Origin of the sequence: Alistipes sp. dk3624 (assembly GCF_009557455.1) — a bacterium.
In the GTDB taxonomy this organism is placed as follows: domain Bacteria; phylum Bacteroidota; class Bacteroidia; order Bacteroidales; family Rikenellaceae; genus Alistipes_A; species Alistipes_A hominis.
Genome location: NZ_CP045651.1, coordinates 1,612,353 through 1,632,334, shown reverse-complemented (window position 1 = coordinate 1,632,334; position 19,982 = coordinate 1,612,353). Strand labels below are relative to the sequence as shown.

At 44.4% G+C, this 19,982-nt stretch carries 31 protein-coding genes and 1 tRNA gene; 29 read left to right on the top strand and 3 right to left on the bottom strand.

The window, feature by feature from the left end:
- Positions 1-440: 440 nt before the first annotated feature.
- Positions 441-1,064: a helix-turn-helix domain-containing protein gene (locus tag GFH31_RS07005; RefSeq protein WP_172970718.1), complete on the bottom strand. Its 624-nt coding sequence runs from the start codon at positions 1,062-1,064 to the stop codon at positions 441-443.
- Positions 1,065-1,208: 144 nt separating this feature from the next.
- Here GFH31_RS07005 and GFH31_RS07000 point away from each other — a divergent pair, with 144 nt between their 5' ends.
- The 29 genes from GFH31_RS07000 to GFH31_RS06845 all read left to right on the top strand — a co-directional run bounded on the left by GFH31_RS07000 (position 1,209) and on the right by GFH31_RS06845 (position 18,842).
- On the top strand, positions 1,209-1,448 hold the full coding sequence (locus GFH31_RS07000) for a hypothetical protein (RefSeq protein ID WP_153497702.1): 240 nt from the start codon (positions 1,209-1,211) through the stop codon (positions 1,446-1,448).
- An 11-nt stretch (positions 1,449-1,459) separates the two neighbouring features.
- A complete protein-coding gene (locus tag GFH31_RS06995; protein WP_153497701.1) occupies positions 1,460-1,840 on the top strand; it encodes a response regulator transcription factor in 381 nt (126 codons plus the stop codon).
- Positions 1,841-2,081: 241 nt separating this feature from the next.
- Positions 2,082-2,291, top strand: coding sequence for a hypothetical protein (locus tag GFH31_RS06990; protein WP_153497700.1), 210 nt, complete (start codon positions 2,082-2,084; stop codon positions 2,289-2,291).
- A gap of 31 nt (positions 2,292-2,322) precedes the next feature.
- On the top strand, positions 2,323-2,862 hold the full coding sequence (locus tag GFH31_RS06985) for a hypothetical protein (RefSeq protein WP_118657218.1): 540 nt from the start codon (positions 2,323-2,325) through the stop codon (positions 2,860-2,862).
- Between the two features lie 7 nt (positions 2,863-2,869).
- Positions 2,870-2,991: transfer RNA gene (locus GFH31_RS06980), tRNA-OTHER, on the top strand.
- A gap of 55 nt (positions 2,992-3,046) precedes the next feature.
- Positions 3,047-3,814 (top strand): phage antirepressor, encoded by a 768-nt coding sequence (locus GFH31_RS06975; RefSeq protein ID WP_118657219.1) that lies wholly within the window; start codon positions 3,047-3,049, stop codon positions 3,812-3,814.
- A gap of 431 nt (positions 3,815-4,245) precedes the next feature.
- Positions 4,246-4,560: a hypothetical protein gene (locus tag GFH31_RS06970; protein ID WP_118657220.1), complete on the top strand. Its 315-nt coding sequence runs from the start codon at positions 4,246-4,248 to the stop codon at positions 4,558-4,560.
- Positions 4,557-4,832: a hypothetical protein gene (locus tag GFH31_RS06965; RefSeq protein WP_118657221.1), complete on the top strand. Its 276-nt coding sequence runs from the start codon at positions 4,557-4,559 to the stop codon at positions 4,830-4,832. The genes GFH31_RS06970 and GFH31_RS06965 overlap by 4 nt, the downstream gene beginning before the upstream one ends.
- Positions 4,833-4,834: 2 nt before the next feature.
- Positions 4,835-5,101, top strand: a complete 267-nt coding sequence (locus tag GFH31_RS06960) for a hypothetical protein (protein WP_118657222.1) — start codon at positions 4,835-4,837, stop codon at positions 5,099-5,101.
- A 122-nt stretch (positions 5,102-5,223) separates the two neighbouring features.
- Positions 5,224-6,717: a DUF6745 domain-containing protein gene (locus GFH31_RS12880; protein WP_228385729.1), complete on the top strand. Its 1,494-nt coding sequence runs from the start codon at positions 5,224-5,226 to the stop codon at positions 6,715-6,717.
- A 3-nt stretch (positions 6,718-6,720) separates the two neighbouring features.
- The gene (locus GFH31_RS06945) at positions 6,721-7,083 is read left to right on the top strand and encodes a hypothetical protein (RefSeq protein ID WP_118657224.1); all 363 of its coding nucleotides are present in this window, start codon (positions 6,721-6,723) and stop codon (positions 7,081-7,083) included.
- Positions 7,084-7,108: 25 nt separating this feature from the next.
- Entirely contained in the window at positions 7,109-7,747 is a 639-nt protein-coding gene (locus tag GFH31_RS06940; protein ID WP_153497697.1) for an ERF family protein, read from the top strand.
- Positions 7,748-7,749: 2 nt separating this feature from the next.
- Positions 7,750-8,208, top strand: coding sequence for a hypothetical protein (locus tag GFH31_RS06935; protein ID WP_118657226.1), 459 nt, complete (start codon positions 7,750-7,752; stop codon positions 8,206-8,208).
- A 4-nt stretch (positions 8,209-8,212) separates the two neighbouring features.
- The gene (locus GFH31_RS06930) at positions 8,213-8,509 is read left to right on the top strand and encodes a hypothetical protein (protein WP_118657227.1); all 297 of its coding nucleotides are present in this window, start codon (positions 8,213-8,215) and stop codon (positions 8,507-8,509) included.
- A 3-nt stretch (positions 8,510-8,512) separates the two neighbouring features.
- Positions 8,513-8,950, top strand: a complete 438-nt coding sequence (locus GFH31_RS06925) for a hypothetical protein (RefSeq protein ID WP_118657228.1) — start codon at positions 8,513-8,515, stop codon at positions 8,948-8,950.
- A 219-nt stretch (positions 8,951-9,169) separates the two neighbouring features.
- Complete coding sequence (locus GFH31_RS06915; protein WP_153497696.1) at positions 9,170-9,346, top strand: hypothetical protein; 177 nt, start codon at positions 9,170-9,172, stop codon at positions 9,344-9,346.
- A 5-nt stretch (positions 9,347-9,351) separates the two neighbouring features.
- Positions 9,352-10,035 carry a hypothetical protein gene (locus GFH31_RS06910; protein ID WP_153497695.1) on the top strand — a complete coding sequence of 228 codons (684 nt, stop codon included), beginning with the start codon at positions 9,352-9,354 and terminating at the stop codon, positions 10,033-10,035.
- Between the two features lie 2 nt (positions 10,036-10,037).
- The gene (locus GFH31_RS06905) at positions 10,038-11,798 is read left to right on the top strand and encodes a toprim domain-containing protein (RefSeq protein WP_153497694.1); all 1,761 of its coding nucleotides are present in this window, start codon (positions 10,038-10,040) and stop codon (positions 11,796-11,798) included.
- An 84-nt stretch (positions 11,799-11,882) separates the two neighbouring features.
- Positions 11,883-12,230: a hypothetical protein gene (locus GFH31_RS06900; RefSeq protein WP_228385728.1), complete on the top strand. Its 348-nt coding sequence runs from the start codon at positions 11,883-11,885 to the stop codon at positions 12,228-12,230.
- A 277-nt stretch (positions 12,231-12,507) separates the two neighbouring features.
- On the top strand, positions 12,508-13,536 hold the full coding sequence (gene dcm / locus GFH31_RS06895) for a DNA (cytosine-5-)-methyltransferase (protein ID WP_153497693.1): 1,029 nt from the start codon (positions 12,508-12,510) through the stop codon (positions 13,534-13,536).
- A 27-nt stretch (positions 13,537-13,563) separates the two neighbouring features.
- Complete coding sequence (locus tag GFH31_RS06890) at positions 13,564-14,058, top strand: hypothetical protein (RefSeq protein ID WP_153497692.1); 495 nt, start codon at positions 13,564-13,566, stop codon at positions 14,056-14,058.
- Between the two features lie 4 nt (positions 14,059-14,062).
- Entirely contained in the window at positions 14,063-14,659 is a 597-nt protein-coding gene (locus tag GFH31_RS06885) for a hypothetical protein (protein ID WP_153497691.1), read from the top strand.
- Positions 14,659-15,372 (top strand): DUF551 domain-containing protein, encoded by a 714-nt coding sequence (locus tag GFH31_RS06880; protein WP_153497690.1) that lies wholly within the window; start codon positions 14,659-14,661, stop codon positions 15,370-15,372. Before GFH31_RS06885 ends, GFH31_RS06880 begins: the two co-directional genes overlap by 1 nt.
- Before the next feature lie 201 nt (positions 15,373-15,573).
- Positions 15,574-16,086: an MmcB family DNA repair protein gene (locus GFH31_RS06875; protein WP_153497689.1), complete on the top strand. Its 513-nt coding sequence runs from the start codon at positions 15,574-15,576 to the stop codon at positions 16,084-16,086.
- 382 nt (positions 16,087-16,468) lie between these two features.
- The gene (locus tag GFH31_RS06870) at positions 16,469-16,840 is read left to right on the top strand and encodes a hypothetical protein (protein WP_153497688.1); all 372 of its coding nucleotides are present in this window, start codon (positions 16,469-16,471) and stop codon (positions 16,838-16,840) included.
- A 16-nt stretch (positions 16,841-16,856) separates the two neighbouring features.
- Positions 16,857-17,159, top strand: a complete 303-nt coding sequence (locus GFH31_RS06865; protein ID WP_153497687.1) for a hypothetical protein — start codon at positions 16,857-16,859, stop codon at positions 17,157-17,159.
- Positions 17,160-17,179: 20 nt separating this feature from the next.
- Positions 17,180-17,422 (top strand): hypothetical protein, encoded by a 243-nt coding sequence (locus tag GFH31_RS06860; RefSeq protein ID WP_153497686.1) that lies wholly within the window; start codon positions 17,180-17,182, stop codon positions 17,420-17,422.
- Position 17,423: 1 nt separating this feature from the next.
- A complete protein-coding gene (locus GFH31_RS06855; RefSeq protein WP_153497685.1) occupies positions 17,424-17,906 on the top strand; it encodes a hypothetical protein in 483 nt (160 codons plus the stop codon).
- A 666-nt stretch (positions 17,907-18,572) separates the two neighbouring features.
- On the top strand, positions 18,573-18,842 hold the full coding sequence (locus GFH31_RS06845; protein WP_118655681.1) for a hypothetical protein: 270 nt from the start codon (positions 18,573-18,575) through the stop codon (positions 18,840-18,842).
- On the opposite strand, the gene GFH31_RS06840 is transcribed toward GFH31_RS06845, so the two are convergent.
- Both GFH31_RS06840 and GFH31_RS06835 read right to left on the bottom strand, forming a co-directional pair.
- A complete protein-coding gene (locus tag GFH31_RS06840; RefSeq protein ID WP_118655679.1) occupies positions 18,843-19,118 on the bottom strand; it encodes a Txe/YoeB family addiction module toxin in 276 nt (91 codons plus the stop codon). It lies immediately after the preceding gene.
- Positions 19,100-19,396, bottom strand: coding sequence for a hypothetical protein (locus GFH31_RS06835; RefSeq protein WP_118655677.1), 297 nt, complete (start codon positions 19,394-19,396; stop codon positions 19,100-19,102). Before GFH31_RS06835 ends, GFH31_RS06840 begins: the two co-directional genes overlap by 19 nt.
- Between the last annotated feature and the right edge of the window lie 586 nt (positions 19,397-19,982).

Genomic DNA, 19,982 nt, shown 5'->3' with positions numbered 1-19,982 from the left:
GACTTTCTTTCTACCGTCGTGCGGTTTTTCGATCTTTGAGCAAGTCGATCAGTTCGACTATTGCTTCCATAAATTCCCTAAAAAAGACCTTGTCCGTTTTAAGGCGCTCCAGTACGTCGGAGACTGTGAAGTCTGATTGCATAGGAGAACGGTTATGCAAAAGGCAAAAAGAAACGGTTTTGCCTGTCCCGCTGCATCACCACCCAAGGTGTGTCGGGCACATTAATGCACCGAGCGGGGGTGCAAAACCGTTAAATAACTGCCTTATATGGATGAAAGGCAAAGATAATTACTAAAAACGTTTCAATTATTGCCGTTAAAAGCCATTTTCAGGATCAACATCGGTATTGGATTTCATTTTACGCAAATCATTAGATAGTGCCGTATCAAAAATAGAAAGATCGCTATGCGTACACGATTTATCAATACGGCTTTTTAGACTATATCGCACATCTCTTTTTTGGGGAGTCCGTCGCATCCCCTTGTTGTTGCTTTAATTCTTCAATTTCGGCTTCTAGTCGCTTGATTCTTTGGTTAGCGTCATAAAGCATGGTTACGAGCATGTTGTTTGTCATTTCATCGTCATTTTTTAGGTTGATAGATTCTTTATCGCTAATTGGGGATTTAGGTTCGGTTTTCAACATGGGGCCTTCGCCGGTAAGGAGCCACACACGATTTATTTCTGGATATGCCTGTATAATTAAATTAAGCAATCTGCTTGACAATCCATTTCTACCTCTTATAACCTGCGAGGTTTTAACCCCTCCCCTATCATTATATTTTTGAGAGAAAGCGTATGGAGACATTTTATAATGCTCCTTTATAATTTTCTCAAGCCGTTCTCCTGCGGATACTGGAATACACCCGCCTAAAGATGAATCTGCTTGGTAGTCTCTTATATCAAGCGCATATATATCTTTTAGTTTAGAAAGCAATAAATCAGGTATTGGATTCTTGCCATTCTCAATTTGAGAAATAAAAGATTGTCCTACGCCTAATTTATCGGCCAATTGTTTTTGACTGATTTTTTTTTCTATCCTAAAGCGCTTTAAATCAAATAACATACATAAAATATTACAACTGCACGCAAATTTATTTCTAATAAATATTGCATTATTAGAATTTATTACTGATATTTGCATTAAGAAATAACCTGAGATGCAAAATTATTCAGCTTGTTTCTAAATGTAAATAGTAAAAGTATACAAATGAAATCACAAAACCAAACTGAAATCTCGCTTTCTTTTAATAAGGGCTTTCGTCTTTTGAATGATTACCAGAAAGCAGAATGCCAAAAGGACATCATGCTTGCTTTGAATATTACCACAAAACAGGGATTCGGGAAGCGCAGGAACGGCAAGGTGAAGCATGATATTATTGCTGCGAGAAAAATAGAACAGGCATTCGCAAAACACGGTATCCGACCACGTAATGTATGGGGTGAATAAAGTTTGATACCATGAAAACCGATTCGATACTAACCAAAAGAGAGGCCCAGGTAGCCGAGTTATGCGTCAAGGGGTATATCGGGAAAGAGATCGCCGATAAGCTTAATACCTCTTACCGTACTGTCGTGAACCACTTTCAGAACATTTACGACAAAACAGGTATCCGCCGGTCAACCAATGCCCTGGTGTCGTGGTGGTTTTGCGTGAACTTTTCGATTGACATTTCAGAAACGGCAAAGCAGATTATCGCGGGGGTATTCTTTCTGATGGTTCTTCCTCACGAGATTTTCATTCACGACACACAGCGGCGCTTTTCCCGTAACGGGCGGGTTATCGAACTGGTAGAAAAAGATTACGAACCGGAATTTATGCCTCAAATGTCGGCTGCATAATAAAGCAAAAAATGAAAGCAAGCATAAAAAAATACGACAAATATTTGGTACAGTCAAAAACTTTACCCATATTTGCTGTGCCAAGAGCTCACTACATCGTAGTAAGCAAAAACATATTTCAAAAGTCTTGCAATAAAGCGAGTCTTTCTTGTGGCACTTCTCTTACGGGTAGTGAGTTCTTGGCGGAATTACAAGGAAGGCTCGCCCTTTCCGTATTAGACATAACGCAAAATTTCATTCCATGCCAAGAACTAATGAAATTAGCGCAGGCGCACCAGGTGCGTCCGCTTCAACGCAAGAGCGTGCGAAAGTCGCTCAATCTATCTTTAATCTTTCTGACGAGGAAATCATCCATCGTTTCAAATCTCTTTCAGAGAGTGAGATCCGCGATCTCGCTCCGGTGCTCCGTATCCTTTTCTGTATGCTCTTAATTCATAACAATAAACGCTAAACAATTGTATTACAATACACTAAATTAAAATATGATGGAAAATTTATTGCAATGTGATGGACGCCGTTTTCGGTGCAAAATCAATGAGACTCCCGCCGAAGGCAGAATCCGGGTAGAAGATAACAATGTGTATTTATGCCAAAATGAGATGGATGGGGCCGAAGCAGATAACAAGTTCGGTTATAAATATAGCTGGAGCGTTTCATCAGGATCAAAGGAATCTCTTGCATTAAACCATATTTCCGACTTCATCCTTACCCCTTCTACCCCCGATGAAATCGAATCCTACAAGGATTGGCAGGTGGGAGATAAGGTGTGTTGCAAGGAAGGTATCGTCATTTCTCCCTTCTCACTACATGGCGAAATTATTTTCAGAAGCGGAGAATTGGTTGTACCAAAATTCAATGACCGTGCCCCCTACGTGTTTACATGCAACGAGCTTTACAAGCGAGGCTATCGCCTCGATGTCGAACCCCTTTCTGAAGAAGAAAAAACCGTTGAAATTTCAATGGACGAGATTGCCGAAAAATGGGGCATTTCGAAAGATCAGTTGAGAATCAAGAAAGAATAATAACGGCGAGTGAGTGGCGGAAATGGCAGACGCACTTAAACAGGAGGGCTGATAGTGGTCGGGGCAACACAGTTGCCGGAGGACGCTCCTCGGAAAGCATCCATGCGGGTTCGAATCCCGCCTCACTCCTAAAAATGTTCAAGTAACGCCTCATGGATATGAAAATATACAAACAGAAATAGGCATGAACGGTATTCAAATCTTCCAAAACAATCAATTCGGGCAAATCAGAGTAGCCACGAACGAAAACGGCGAACCGATGTTCGCTGCGACCGATATTGCGCGGACTTTGGGTTACTCCAATCCCCAAAAGGCCATACGTGACCACTGCAAGGGGGTGAACGAATCGTTCACCCCTACTGAAAGCGGTATTCAGTCAATGAAATTCATCCCTGAGGCGGATGTTTTCCGTCTTATCATGAAGAGTCGTCTGCCACAAGCCGAGCAGTTCCAAGACTGGGTATGCGGAGATGTTCTCCCTTCGATCCGCAAGCACGGCGGTTATTTAACTCCGGAGAAAGTGGAAGAAGCATTGCTTAATCCCGATACTCTTATTCAGTTAGCCACACAGTTAAAAAATGAGCGTGCCAAGCGTATTGAAGCCGAGGCGCATAGTAAGGAGTTGGAACCTAAAGCACTCTTTGCGGATGCCGTTGCCACAAGCGACCGGTCTATCCTTATAGCCGAACTTGCAAAGATACTTCGTCAAAACGGGGTTGAAATTGGACAGAACCGTCTTTTTGAATGGCTGCGTCATAACGGCTACTTATGTTCGAAAGGCGAGTACTACAACCAACCGACTCAGCGCTCAATGGATATGGGATTGTTCGAGATAAAAAAGACATCTATAACCAAGCCCGACGGCTCGGTGTTGGTAACGTGTACCACGAAAGTGTCCGGTAGGGGGCAGGTCTATTTCGTAAACAAATTTCTCTCTCGTTGTACGGCTTAACACACAAAGAGATGTCAGCGGTTAGTGTAAATATTTCAGAAAAATGTTTGCGAAATCAAAAGTTTTGCGTACATTTGTTATTGCGAACCGATACGAATATCGTATCACAAAAACATAATAACGCTGATAATAAAGCGTTGCCCTTTGTCCACTTCTACTACGGTAGTCGTGTCGGTTCGCAAAACTTGACAGGGCAACGCCTTTTTTGTTGCCATATATTAAAACTTTTAACTGACAAATGCGAACCGAAGTTAAAAGCACTAAGGCGAATAATAGTACCCTTACTGCACCTGTATCCGAATTACAGGACATCCTCAATCTCTCAAACAGGGAGATCGCAATCCGTTTACAATCACTCTCTTTGGACGATCTTGAAAAGCTCGCCCCGCTGCTTCGTGTACTTATGTATGTCGTTTTAACGCGAGAAAGCCATGCCGCAGAAGAACACCGAACAAACAGTAACCTTTGGTCAGGTGATGGATTATATTAGTGAATTAGAGGCATCTAACCGGGTGCTTAGCGCTGAGAACAATAAGATGCGCCACTACTTTAATCTTGAATTGGTGGCCGACGTGCCGGTATCGGTCAATACTGCGTGCGATATACTCGCTCGCCATGCGAACTCGATCCGATCATACATAACCAGTGGATTGCTCAGATTGCACCCCGACAGTACGGACAAAGCACTGAAGATAAGACTTGATTCGGTTCTCGCATTCAAAAAAGCTAAAGCGGAGAAACGATGAAAGCGGTACTATTTATTACAGCCATATTGCTTGCGGCGAACGAGTCGCGCGACATCTGGGTGAACCTGATCGGCATCGGATTGATGGCATTGCTTGTAGTTCTTTTTAACCACAAAAAACACACGACCATGAACGAAGATTTCAAAGTATCGGACAAAAGTAACGATCCGGATCTGAATACGCCCCGGATTGCACTTTCGAAGCTGGCCGTTTCGGGAGAAATGAGCGAAGACGGTCGCAAGGAAATTATCAACTACTTAAACGAATTGTAGCCATGATAAAGCTAACAGCCGAAGATTATCGCCGTATGGCTTTCTTGGTTGAAGACAAGTCATACGATTTCAGCAGTGATTTCGAAACTACGATAGAGTATGACACCGACCGGTTCAACTCCGATCTTCAGGTTCATGCAATGTCTTACGACCATGACGGAGAAACAAGGCTATTTATTACGTATGCACAATTAACAACCTCTATTCCAGAAGGCACAATAAATAATGACTTCGACAAAAACAGATTGCAGTACAATTTGGTTCATTAGGTTTTTGTAAGTTAAGGTTAATGATTCGCCCTGCGCCATCCGCGAGGCCCGCGCAGGTTATTTGAAAATTCAAACACGTAAATATTATGCTAACAGAATTAACATCGGATCAAAAAAGGATCATGCTTGAAACGCGTGATGAATGGATTAATCTATTCTTTGATAATGTCAGGAATAAACGAGGTATAGACAAGCCTGCTTTCGAAGAAGGGATCAAATGGCTTTACAACGATTTGCTGAAAAAGCCTACTCCGAAGATTATTTATTGTGATGGGTGGCTGAGCTGTTTATTAACCATCGCGATTTTAAAGAATAAAAACCTGATTAAAAAATCATGGGCTTCGGTCGGGGCTTCGGTCGGGGCTTCGGTCGGGGCTCCGGTCGGGGATTCGGTCAAGGCTTCGGTCTGGGCTTCGGTCGGGGATTCGGTCGGGGCTCCGGTCGGGGATTCGGTCGGGGCTTCGGTCGGGGATTCGGTCGGGGCTCCGGTCGGGGATTCGGTCGGGGCTTCGGTCGGGGCTTCGGTCTGGGCTTCGGTCTGGGATTCGGTCAAGGCTTCGGTCTGGGCTTCGGTCGGGGATTCGGTCGGGGCTCCGGTCGGGGATTCGGTCGGGGCTTCGGTCGGGGCTTCGGTCTGGGCTTCGGTCAAGGATTCGGTCAAGGCTTCGGTCAAGGATTCGGTCAAGGATTCGGTCAAGGATTCGGTCGGGGATTCGGTCTGGGCTTCGGTCTGGGCTTCGGTCAAGGCTTCGGTCAAGGATTCGGTCAAGGATTCGGTCAAGGATTCGGTCGGGGATTCGGTCTGGGCTTCGGTCTGGGCTTCGGTCGAGGCTTCGGTCTGGGCTTCGGTCTGGGCTTCGGTCGAGGCTTCGGTCGGGGCTTCGGTCGAGGCTTCGGTCAAGGATTCGGTCGGGGCTTCGGTCTGGGATTCGGTCTGGGCTTCGGTCGGGGCTTCGGTCAATGAATATTCATCTTATATTGATTTATCGAATTATGGATGGGCCTCCTTTTATGACTTTTTCGAAAAGATAAATCTGTTGGATAATTTCAATTTCAAGCAATATAAAAAGCTTATCAGATCTAATGTTTTCAATGCTTATGAATATGAAAATTACGTATTCGCAATTCAGCCTCCAGTGTATATAGAGACTAATTTAGCCGGAAGGCTTCATTCCACAACACAGGCTGCCGTCCAGTTCAGGGATGGATCGGAATATTATTTCATCAACGGTCGTTCTATTCCGGCATGGATTGTCAATGACAAAAGTTCCATCACGAAAGAGCAGTTTATGAAGGAAACGGATGCCGATATTAAAGGGGCTATTTACGAATCCATTGGACAGCAAGGTATGCTGGATCTACTCGGAGCGAAAGTAGTTGATCGGCGGGAAATCGTCCATGCTAACGGAGATAGGGAGGTTGTCGAACTTCTTAAAACGAATGATTTGTTTAAAGAAATCGATAACCAGCCTTTCGCATGGGTCTCGATGTGCTGTCCGAGTACGGGCACTCATTATCTGCAAGGTGTAGAACCGCACCATACGAACGCGATAGAAGCCATTGCATCCCTTTCGCCATTTAACGCTAAAGATTATTCATTCAATTTCAGAGCATAAATTATGGAAAACATCAGATTTCATCAGGGCGATGTGATCGGGGCTTCGATAGATGCGATCCCGGCATCCGCAATCATGGTTAAAAACCGTCCTTTAGCAATCAGCGACCGCACGAAGCATGCGCACGTGTTGACCGGTAATGTAGAACGTTACGAGGTTGACAAAAGGGTCATTTATAAAGTCAACGAGGAATCGATACTTCAGCATGTATCATTGTTATCTATGGACGATGAGTCTTATCGGTCGCCGATAGATCGGAAATGGGAAGATCATAAGCCGATCAGATTGTCCCCTGGCATATACGAGTTCTGGATACAGCAGACATACAATCCTTACACTCGATTGATGGAGGATGTGAAGGATTAAAAACGGAGTTTAATACAAGAATAATATGGAACGGTCAGAATCAATAAAGAGCCTTGCAATTGCTTTGTGTAAGTTTCAAGGTTCGGTAGCCAAAGTAAAAAAAGAAGCTACAAATCCATTTTTCAAATCCAAATATGCGACCCTTGCTAATATACTCGACGTAATTAGCAAACCATTATCTGAAAATGGGCTTGCTGTAAGTCAGTTGCCCGTTGGCGAAACCGGGCTCACGACGATTCTGATGCACGAATCAGGAGAATTTATTATGGAGACTTACCAGATGAAGCCCGTAAAGAATGATCCGCAGGGAATAGGCAGTTCTATCACCTATCAAAGAAGGTATGCCATCGGCGCTGTTTTAGGGTTGAATATTGACGATGACGATGATGGGAATGGCGCAAGTGGAAATAAAACGACCGCTAACAAATCATTAGGGCAGAAACCCGCTACTAACGATAAAAAAATGTTTTGTCGAAGTGATGAGAACCTGGTCAATTGTTTATGTGATTTGGTAACAGGTCAGAATTTGTGCGGTAAGAACACTAAAAAAGAAAAATGGACGATGGCGCAGTTCGAAACATCCTTGCGGGGATTTACCCCTGAAGATTACACTTGGCTGGTGAATCGCGCAACGAACGGAATCAAATCAAATCAAAACGTATAGCGATGAAAACAGCAGTCGAAATCATTGAATCAGAAGTATCCCTCCCTATTGCAATAAGTCAGGCAAAAGAATTTATACTGAGTGGAGAGATTGACCCACTGAAAGTGTGGGCTAATATGTCCCGGTTTAAAAAGATGATTGAGGCGTTGCAGGAGGATGCGGAAATTAAGGATTATGCCCTGCGAGAACTTTCCAAATACGGGAAGGAGCATCAGGTATCCGATTGTAAACTGGAGCAATTCGAGGCTGGCGTGAAATACGATTATACTGTGTGCGGAGACGGTACGCTGGATGAACTATATAAAATGCGTAACGCGGTCAATATGGACATCAAAGATCGTGAAAGTATGCTACGCGGTATTCCCGAGAATGCGACGTTGGCGGATGCCGATACGGGTGAAATTTTGCGGCATCCCATAAGGACATCGAAAACGACAATCAAAACAACTTTTAAAAAATAACGAAATGAGCGATTTAATCAATGCGTCGATTTGTGTGACCGACATACCGAAATCCAAGATCAAACTTGCCGAAAACGGCAAAAAGTACATGAATATCACCATTGCGACACGGCGCGAACCTGATAAGTATGAGAATACACATACAGTATTTATGAGTCAAACCAAAGAAGAACGGGAAGCGGGAACGGGACGCATTTACATTGGCAGTGGAAAAGGATTCGATTTTACACCGGCTGCAACGACTCCGGAAAGCGTAGACCAAATGCCAGTAGCATCAGACACGGACGATCTGCCTTTTTAAACCATGATCTACGACCTGAATAACATACTCGATAAAGAGCGTTTTAAACGTCGTTCGAACGATCTGTACAAGAAGAAAGCGGTCGTCGAACTGACCGAGAAAAAACGCAAAAGAACCCTGTCGCAAAATAGCTACCTGCATTACCTGCTCGGATACTATGCGATGGAAACGGGAAATACTATCGAATATGTGAAACGGGAATATTTCAAAAAACTGTGCAATCCTTCGCTGTTTCTGATTCCGAAACATGATAAATATATCGGAGATGTGTACGACTACCGCAGTTCCGCAGGGCTGACAACCGTCGAAATGACACAAGCGATAGAACGGTTTAGGAATTGGAGTTCATCCGAATGCGGGATATACCTTCCATCCCCCGATGAAGAAGCATTCCTGCAAAGCATTGAAATGGAGCTTGAAAGACACAAGAATTATTTATGAATGAGATCGAGCAGAAAACGTTCAATACAGTGGCCCATATTTCCGCAGGGAAGGCACTTTCCAAACTAATTCCGACCACTGCGACTATGGGGGAGATATTCTCTCTGATGAAGGATGCCGACAGCGAGGAAGTACGAAAGGCGCTACGCAGTCTGACGCGATCCGGAAGGCTCACATACGGCAGAACGATAAATGACTTTTACTTTAAAATTAATACGGATGGAAAAGAATAAAGACGACCCCCAAGGTGAATTTTACCGGTTGCTGAACGAGGAAAAAAGACTGATACGTCAACTCGGACGTACAGGGCTATGCACCGGGAAACTAAAAGAACTGAGCCGTATTCAGGCTCGCAGGGCCAAAATTGGCAAGATATTAAACATTGGAATGTTATAATCCGAATGGACAGCTTTATTCGATTAAATAGAAAGTTCTTCACGAATGTTTATTGGTCGCAGCAACGCACCTTTAGTCTGTCGGAAGCGTGGCTCGATTTGATTCAGATGGCACGATTTGACGCGGAACCAGCAACGAAAGAACTACCTAACGGTCGCTTGATAACTATTAAACGAGGCGAAATACACGCGGGTTTGCGATTCTTATCCGATCGTTGGGGCTGGAGTGTCGAAAAGACGCAGCGATACATCAATAAGCATATTAAAAAACACGAAATCGAACGCCGAACCGAACACGGAGAAAGCATTATAAGTCTCTGTAATTACGAGTATTACAATCCGATGGAAGGCACTCTGCCGAACACTACCTCAGACACTATGTCAGACACTACCCCGTACACTGCCCGAACACCGACCAGTACGAATAATAAGAAAGATAAAGAAGTAATATATAAAAAAACTCTCTCTAGAGAGAGAGTAAAAAAAGATTTCGTGCCGCCGTCTCTTTCGGACATGGAGGAATACTTTGAGCAGAATGGATACACTCGTGATGCAGCTAAAAAAGCGTATCTCTACTACACCGCCGGAGATTGGGTTGACAGCAAGGGGAATGCAGTAAAAAACTGGAAGCAGAAATGCATTCAGGTTTGGTTTAAGCCAGAAAATCAGTTTTTTAAAATGCCTTTGTAGCTATGTTTATCATCGAAACCAAAACGCAGAAATTATACGAAATTAATCCGGCGAGGCCGCATGGCGAGAATTACATGACTTGCCCGGTATGCTCGGAGACCCGCAAAAAGAAGCGGGAAAAGTGCTTCGTGTGGAATGTAGACAAGCAGGTCGGTCACTGTTGTCACTGTAATGCCACTTTTTCGGCACATATGTCGCTTAAATCCCGGCAACCAAAGGATTATGTCATTCCGGTATGGAAAAACAAAACTGAACTATCGGATGAAGCAGTAAAATGGTTTGAAGGCCGGATGATCTCGCAAGCTACGATTCGGGATATGCGGATTTATTCGGACAGAGAGTGGATGCCGCAGTTCGGTAAGGAGGTAAAGGTCATTTGTTTCCCGTACTTCATCGAAGGCAAATTAGTCAACATCAAGTACCGCGGGCCTAAAAAGTCATTTCGGATGGTAAAAGATGCAGAGCTGACGTTTTACAACTTCAACTGCACTTCCGAAGCCAAAGATTTGATTATTTGCGAAGGTGAAATGGATGCACTCAGTTTTATCGAGGCTGGGTTTAAAAATGTTGTTTCTGTACCGAATGGGGCCGGGGCTACGGATTTACCCTATCTCGACAATTACATCGACAGTCTCGGACACATCGAGCGATTCTATATCGCGACGGATTTTGACGATGCAGGATTGAAGTTACGCAACGAGTTGGTACGTAGGCTGGGCTCCGAAAGATGCTTGATCGTCACCTACAAGGGACGTAAAGACGCCAATGAGTTGTTGATTGCCGAAGGTGGCCTGGCTATCCGGGAGGTAATCAAAAACGCTCAGGAGATTCCGATTCAGGGATACATCCATCTGTCTGATCGATATGATGATATTTTCGCCATGTACCAACATGGGCTTCCGGAAGGGAATCGTATCGGCATTGCAGAAATCGACGAGACGATCCGGTGGGAAGTATCGCAGCTTGCCATTTGGACGGGCATACCTTCGCACGGGAAATCGGAAATGCTCGATTACATAGCGGTTCGTCTGGCTGTGATGCACGACTGGAAAACGCTGTTCTTCTCACCGGAGAATTATCCTGTCGAAAATCATTATGCGAAGATTGCTGAAAAGTTAATCGGCAAGCCGTTCAAAGAGTCGGACATGAGCCGCGATGAGTTCGATACGGTGTTTGACTACATTGAGAGCCACTTCTTTTGGCTCGATCCTTATGAGGATCCGACGCTTGAGAACGTTCTGAGCCGAGCAAAACAATTCATACAGCGCAAAGGAATCAAGCAGGTCGTAATGGATCCGTTCAACTGTATGGAACACAAGAGGGACAGAAGCGAAACGGGATCCGAATACGTTGGTCGCTTTCTCGATGAATGTTCCCGATTTACGAAACGTTACGGTATTCTGGGACATTTGGTCGCACATCCCACGAAGCTGGAAAAGATGCAAGGCGGAATATATCCTCCGCCGACACTCTACGACATCAGCGGATCCGCTAATTTTTATAACAAAGCCGATTATGGTTTGACAGTATATCGTGATTTCGTGAATCATCGAACAAAGCTGATACCGACGAAAGTACGTTTCAAGAATTTCGGGCATCCGAGCTCAGAAGGTATCGTATTGCAGTACAATCCCCGTAACGGAAGGTATCAGGTTCCGCCGGGAGACATCAATCTGCTGGACAATTCCAACTGGCTGCAACCGCGACAAGACGGTTTCCAGAATGACAATACATGGACTATCGACAGTGATGTACCCTTTTAAAATTATTTCAAAATGATTCATATCGGCATAGACACCGGCGTTAAAACAGGATTCGCCTCATGGGACTCCGAAAAAAGACATTTTATGGAGATCGTTACGCTAACGATCACACAGGCAATGGAGAAAGTACTTATTTACCGGAATTTCGGCCTTACTACCGGAAGCGAAATCAGATTGTATATCGAAGATGCTCGTCTACGCAAGTGGTTCGGCAATACCGGGCGGGAAAAATTACAGGGAGCAGGATCGGTTAAAAGAGACGCGCATATCTGGCAGGACTGGTGTCGGGAGCATGAAATCGATTGCCTGATGGTCGCTCCGAAAAACAATAAAACGAAAATGAACAGCGAGTCGTTCAAACGGCTTACCGGATGGCGGAAAGCCGTATCGGAACACGCACGGGATGCGGCTTGCATGGTGTATGGTCGGTAAAAACATTAAAAAACGTTAAAAACTTTAAAGAATTATGGAGGCTGTACAAGTAAAACAATTATCGCCTGGGGATAGGTTCGCCTTGAGGAACTGGATGGATAAACCTCAGAACAGAGTCGTTTACAGAATCCCAGAGAGGCCTTCTGACTCCGTTGTCGCTAAAAGAAAAACCATCGAAGTCATCTGCGAATCAGGGGGGGGGCAAAAGGATTAGGAATGATCTGTGGGTTTATAAGTTATCGAGAGTAAATCAAATTTAAACCCAAATCTAAACAACATGACGCACGGATCTTTGTTTTCAGGCATAGGAGGTTTCGACCTTGCGGCTCGTTGGGCCGGATGGGATAATCTGTTCAACTGTGAAATAGACCTTTTTTGTAGAACCGTTTTGAAATATCATTTTCCGGATGCAGAGCAATATGGAGACATCAAAACAACAGACTTTGCCGTTTGGCGAGATCGAATCGATGTGCTGTCGGGCGGATTCCCCTGTCAACCGTTCAGCCAGGCGGGGAAAAGAAAAGGCACGGAAGACGACCGCTACCTCTGGCCCGAAATGCTCGGAGTTATTCGATCTGTTCGACCCCGTTGGGTCGTGGGGGAGAACGTTCTCGGAATTGTTAATTGGTCGAAAGGATTGGTTTTCGAACAGGTGTGTTCTGACCTGGAAGCGGAAGGATACGAGGTGCAACCGTTCGTTATACCAGCTTGTGGCGTCAATGCCCCGCACCGGCGGTATAGAACATGGTTTGTCGCAAGGTTTATGGAAAACTCCGGTAGCCTCGGATGCTGCGGACAGGAATTTTTACGTCAACAGCCGGGGAGAACCGCAACTGTCGGCACAAGCGCAATTAGGATTCCCCGCGAGTGGGAAGCAATGGAAGGGAATGTTGCCCACCGTTCAGACGCAAGGCTTGAAGATGTGCAACGGAAATGGCAAAACACAGTTTTATCCAGTGGGATTACTTCCGACACCACGCACAAGCGATCACAAGCCGCCCGTCTCGCCCCGCGCTATGACGAGAAAAAACGGATGCATTCGAAACGACAAATTGAGCAATATTCCTACGATACTCGGGGAGCATTGCCAATTAAGACCTGGCAAGACTTCCCTACTCAATCCCCGGTTTGTAGCCGAAATGATGGGCTTTCCTACGGACTGGACGGAATTACCTTCCCGAAATGGCGAAAAGAATCGATCAAAGCCTACGGCAATGCGATAGTGCCGCAGGTGGCGTATCGGATATTCGAAACGATTAATGAATATGAAAATTACCATGCCGAGCAAATTTTCAAAATAGTTTAACCGCCTCCGGGCATAACATTATAAGCTATGATTTTAAGATTTAGAGAAGGTTCCGCGCTTCATGCCGAATTAAAGCGGATGTACGATGTGCGCGAAGCCACGTACAAAGAGGCATGCGACATTATCGAAGAGTTGGTCGGCGAGCGACCGGAAGGATTCGGATACCTATGGGGCTGGGGTTTCACCTGTGCATGGGATCCGTACACGGTCGCATTTAAAGACGGTTTTGTTCCCGATCCCAAATTGATGTCGGAAAATACGGAAGAATCGACCCGTGAGCATAAAGTGTACAAAATACTTATAACCACCCAAAAAGGCCGGGAAGCGTCGGATAAATTCAAGAGATTCTACAATTACATCACCTCCGACGGTCTGGAAAAGTTGGGTTTACCTCTTCATAAAGAAAGTCAGTATTTCTATTTCATGCCCAGCAAGGATGAAGCCGGGTACTACCTCGCGGTTAGCAATGGTATAGCCGATGTGCTGAAAAAGAACGTCGATATCACGATTGAATTAATGTAAAGCAATGAAAAAGATCATGTTTAACGACCGATACGGCCTGACACAAGCGGTAATTGAGGGTCGAAAGACCGTAACGAGACGAGTAGTCGATGTTTCGGGGAAATATTCAGAGTTACGGGTATGGCAGCCAGCCATAGAAATGCCCGACGGATTATATGGATACAACGATAATGGTTGGGAGTACCTTGTTGAACCTTACCGAAAGGATGAAATTGTGGCCATAGCACAGAGCTATAAGAATTGTGGATTTGTTAGAGAGTTTGTCACAGATGATGCTGAAATGTATGCAGGTTGGAACAATAAAATGTTTGTCCGCGCCGGTATGATGCCACACCAAATACGAATACTCGATGTTCGTGCCGAACGGTTGCAGGATATAACCAAAGAGGATTGTTTGAGGGAGGGAATTGAATTGATGTTGGTTTATGAAAAACTATGGAGTAAAATGCCGAAACCCATGTATCGTAATCCTGTATATGTCGGATTAATAGAAAGCGATCCCCGCGAAGCCTTTGCTTCGCTCATCGACAAGATCAGCGGACGCGGAACCTGGAATAAAAACCCCTTTGTTTGGAGAATAGAATTTAAACTGGTGAAATAATGACGACTCTACCGCCCATCTGCCGGGCATTGGCAATGGGACTGAATGAAGAATTTGAGAAAATGAGAACAGCAAAAGAAGCGGCCAGAGAGTACGCCGAAACATTATGGAATAGAGAATCCACCCTTGAATGGGAGGTCAGCCGTGATGCCTGCAAATCTCGTTCTGAGCGAGATTTCCTCGCAGGCGAAGAGTTTGGTTATCGCAGGGGCATAATCGAATCCTTCCAGTGGCTTCCAATAAGTGAAGGAAATCCAGAAAAATACGATTTCGTGATTATGAAGGATGAAAGAGAGCCGATACATACCAAAGGATATTTTGTTGTATCGGGGGAGCGAGCCAAAAATTGGGGTTTCCCATACATCAAAAGTGGTTATACCCACTGGCGGCCCATCGAACGAGTAAAAAGAAGTAAGAAGATGAGACCGAAAGAGTATTTTATCCGTATGACACGCATGTTCCTGGCCGGCAAAAAGTTTGGTTATCGCAAGGGTTTTGCCGATGCCTGGCGATGGATTCCGGTGAGCGAGCAACTTCCGGAAGAAGGACGGAAGGTGTTGGTGAAAGAGGAATCTATATCCCCTAACACCGACGAAACCGCAAAAGCAAACATAAAAGGGTATGAATTAGCGGTGTGGAATGGATGTGAATGGCAATTGGAGTACATAGATAAACCGACTCACTGGCGGCTAATCGAACCAGTAAAGAAATAAGAAGATGAAGATTCCGAAGTACAACAAGGGCGACACTGTATATTTTTCAGCGAGGATAAGTAAAGATCGTCACTTCGATATATTCGTAATGACAATCACAAGAGTATACGCCGATGGAAATATATGGCGATACGACATGACGGGTGAAACCTACGAGATACAAGGACTTCCGGAATCCCGAATAACAAACAAATGTATTAAATGATGGATACAAAGTTAACAGTTGACGAAATTCAGATCGCACTTCGGAATAGTGGCATTTGGAATAAGCGGCAGGATATATTCATCCCGAATCTTTCGTGGGGTCTGCTTGACTACGAAGCAGATTTGGTGATAATAACCAAATCGGGATACCTGACCGAAGTAGAGATCAAACGGTCGTGGGAAGATTTCAAAGCTGATTTCAAGAAAAACCATAAACATGATGATCCGCGAGTTTATAATTTTCATTACTCCGTGCCGGAATCAATTTTAGACAGGGTCGTAGATTTTCTACGTGAAAAGTACGGTGCAATATGTCCATCGGTACTTGGTGTGTCAGAGACAGGGAGCATCAGGCGTTACGGCGGCGGTACCCCTCACCGGGGCGGTCGCAAGCTGTTTATTGAAGAACAACTTACTGCCGCCCGGCTTGGGTGTATGCGGGTTTGGAATCTGAAAGAGAAACTTTTAAAACAAAAAGCGAAAATACATGAAAATCAAAGACATTGTTAACTATCTCATCTACTACCAGAAATGGAGACGCGGAGCAAATATAGAACAGCCAAATCCCACGGAGATCGGGGAAGCCATCGACGGGGCTTTCGGGAGCTCAGAAACTTTCAAAGACTGAAAAGAAAATGGAAAATTAGAGACTATGAAGAAGATAATTAGACACGGAGACCGATACGCTAATGCCGTATTTTTACGTAAATGCTGCGCTTGCGGCTGCCAGTTCGAATACGAGCGGCAAGATGTACTAAAAGTCTATTTCGACCCATTGGAGCATGTTGACCTTTGGTATGTAGGCTGTCCTGAGTGTGGGGATATTACTGGATTTGAGAAGCCAGAACCAGTAAGATGATGTTTAACCGCCGAGAGGCATAATAATAAACTCATGGGACTTTTAATCATTACAGGGATTTTGTTTATCACCGGAGTTATCTGGTGGATTGTAACCGGGAGATGGTCTGATCCTTCGGGTGGAGCTATCATTACCACGGTAATTTCAGGAGCAATCTTAATTATCGAATGTCTAACTATTGCTTTGGCACAAAGCGGATTTAAGAAAAATATCATGGATTATCATGCTCTTGAAATGCTTTTGGAAAGCCATAGGAATGAAATGAATCCGATGGATCGGGTATATGTCATTCACGATATCCATGTAAATAACAGGGTTATCAATGCACACCGAGCTCACTGTGATAGCTTCTGGATCGGGCTATGGTACTCGGAGGAAATCGGGAATTTAGAGTATTTGAAATAAAAAAAAAACAAAAAAAATGGAATCAATAGAAGAAAAGGCCCGACGGTGTGCCCGTGCCTCACAAAGTTTAGTAATGGATTCAACAGAGGAAGATGAATTATACGTGGATGATATGATACGCATGTTCCTCGCAGGCGTCGAATGGGCCAATCGCTGGATTAGCATAGAAGAATATTTACCTAATGGATGCGATATGATTTTAGCAAAAGAACCGGACGGAAGGTTGGATCTTATTACCGGATGGCAATTACATGAACGCATCAAGCCTTATGCTGTTGATAATTTTTATATCGAATGGCGACTGGTTGAACATAAATAACCGTTTAACAATATTAAACTATGGAAACAAAAAAATGTTCATCATGCGGCAACGAATTGCCTATTAGCCAATTTCATAAAAATGCGGCAGCAAAAGACGGGCTTCAGCCTTATTGTAAGGCATGTATTAAAGCCAAAAGAGACAAAATTATGCATGATAGCAATAACGCACTTCGAGACTTCAGCCCGCGTGAATTAATTGCAGAACTCCGTGCTCGCGGATATGAAGGGGAGTTGCGCATAGTTCATAAAATAACAGTTTAATATGAAAGTTCTTTTCTCCACAATCACCACCACCCTACTCGTTATCATCCTGATTCGGGTAGAGCACATAGCGGACAGGATTCCAGAAATACGGTTTGATTCCATTATAGTCGATCCGCCGCCGGAAATTAAAACGACTACACCGATTATCCGTTCGGATTGGGATTTATTCATCGAAGCCCTGATCTACGTCGAAAGCAAAGGAGACGAACGGGCCGTAGGTAAAAACGACGATGGCGGAGTACTGCAAATACGGCCCATCGCCGTAAAGGAAGCCAACCGTATCATGGGGTTCGACAAATTCGCCGATTCCGACCGTTTCGACCGCCTAAAATCCATCGAAATATGGGAAACGATACAGGAATACCACAATCCTGGGAAATCATTCGAAAGGGCCTTAAAACTCCATAACCCCAACGGTGGGGAAGAATATTCAGACAAAGTAATGAACAAATACAAGCAACTCAAACATGATAACTATTAAATCGCTCGCAAAGAAGCTGGAAATTGCCGAAATCCGCATCTGGTTTTTGATTCGGCAGCGGATTATCAAGACCACGAAGAAAGGAACTGATATTTTGGTCGATGAATCGGAGGTATATGACTACCTGCAAAAACGCCCCGAACTATGGGATAAATGGAAGATAGACTATGAATACTGCCAGACTCACAAGATAGCATAAAAAAGCAAGGACTCCCCCGAAAGTTCGTCCCTGCCAACGTCCGCCCAGACATCCTCAAAGATATAAATTTTATATTGAAAAACATGACGACACCTTCAATAAAAAGAAGACGAGGCGGCAGACGCGACGACTCAACGGTTCACATTAACTTCACAAGGAAAGAACTGATAGACGAACTTCGGCGGGTGGAGTTCTATTGCAAGGTGGTAGACCGGCGGGATCGAATCAAAGAACGCAGGAATGAAAAGTAATTTTGTAAATTGATAATGACGAGCGGTATAACGAATCGTTAGAGCGCGGTGGAACGCTATTGTTTATTTCTGAAAGTGGATTGTATTCATCTTGATATTTGACGGGAATTACGGGGAAGTAAATCTTTATCACAAACAGGTTTTTGCTATTTTATATTACCAATAAACTTGCATAATGTCCCGGTCCTATTGACCTTTGCGAAAACAGATTATTCTATGGCTGGAACGTCTGATTTACTACGGGAGATCGCCGACATGCTCGATGCGGGATTCTTCAAAAACATAACCGAGGATGATCTCGACAGGGCGAAAAGGGTGATTATGGCATTTCGGGATGTCAAAGTTGATTATGAGCAGGCGAAACGAATCACCGGCAAGTCCGATTCGGCTTTCAACGCTAAAATATCACGATCCGGAATACCGGTTTGCAAGGAGCGGTTGTACAGGTACAGCGATATGGTTAAGATTAAAAATAAAGAGGTTTGACTATTGGTAGTGCCCCAGAGCGGATACGACAAGCACTTCAACCGTTTCCTCGTTTATCCGATATATCAACCTGTGTTCCGAACTTAGCCGCCGAGACCAAAAGCCGCTATATTCATGTTTGAGTTGTTCAGGGTTGCCTATTCCCGTTTGGGGATGATCTTCAAGTTCGATAAATATTTGTTCGATACGCCTGGTAATCGCTCTATTGCCGCTCTTATGATGCTTTTGCAGATCTTTGCGGGCCTTATCTTTTACGATTATTTTATATTGTCCCATAGTGACTTGCTTGGATCATAAATAATTCCTTCTCCGGCTTTGCCTGCTTCATATTCCTTGATACGGCGGGATAGTTCGGCGATATTTCGCGGATCGTCGAACCAGGGATCGCCTGAAGGGGATGGATTAAGACTGATACCGTCGCTAACCACTAATTCAATAAGTTTACGCCCGCGCTTCACAAATACGCGAGTATGTTCGGCCATGTCAAAGTATTTTTTTTGATTGTTCCGAAACTCCGAAGGGCTAATAGTAATTGCATCCATAATCTTTTTCATTTGTACGCACTTTTGTACGTTTTATTGTACAAATATAGTGCCTTTTATTGAGCAATGCAAATTTGTGTGGGTTTATTTGACAATTTAAAAATTGTGACTATATTTGTAATGCTTAAACATTTATTAGGGCTGTGCGCCCACCTTAGCAGGTGGTTTTTTATTGCCTGTTTTGATATTAAATAAGACTTCGGTCGTGTACCCCCGTGCGAAAGGTGTAATGCCTTAGCGATTCGCCCTAATAGGTGTTTAAGCAGCGGGAAAGGCACGACCGTTTTATTGTGCCTAAACAAAATGCTTAAACACCATGTCCAACAACACAACCTACGCGGCCCGCTATGCTTCATGCGGCTGCGTTATCGAAAGACCGACGGGATCGCTAACCGTCTACAAGGTTTCTAAAGAGGGCAACGAATCCCTTTTCAACATTCAGCAGGGCAACGATCAGATTGTAGTTACCCTTCGCCATGCAAAATTACTTCTCGAATCCCTATCCCGCCTCATCGAAGACCGCACTATCACCGGCCCGCAACCGGTCTACAACTTCAGAGAATGCGTTAACGCTGGTAGAATCGTTAAAAGGGGGTAG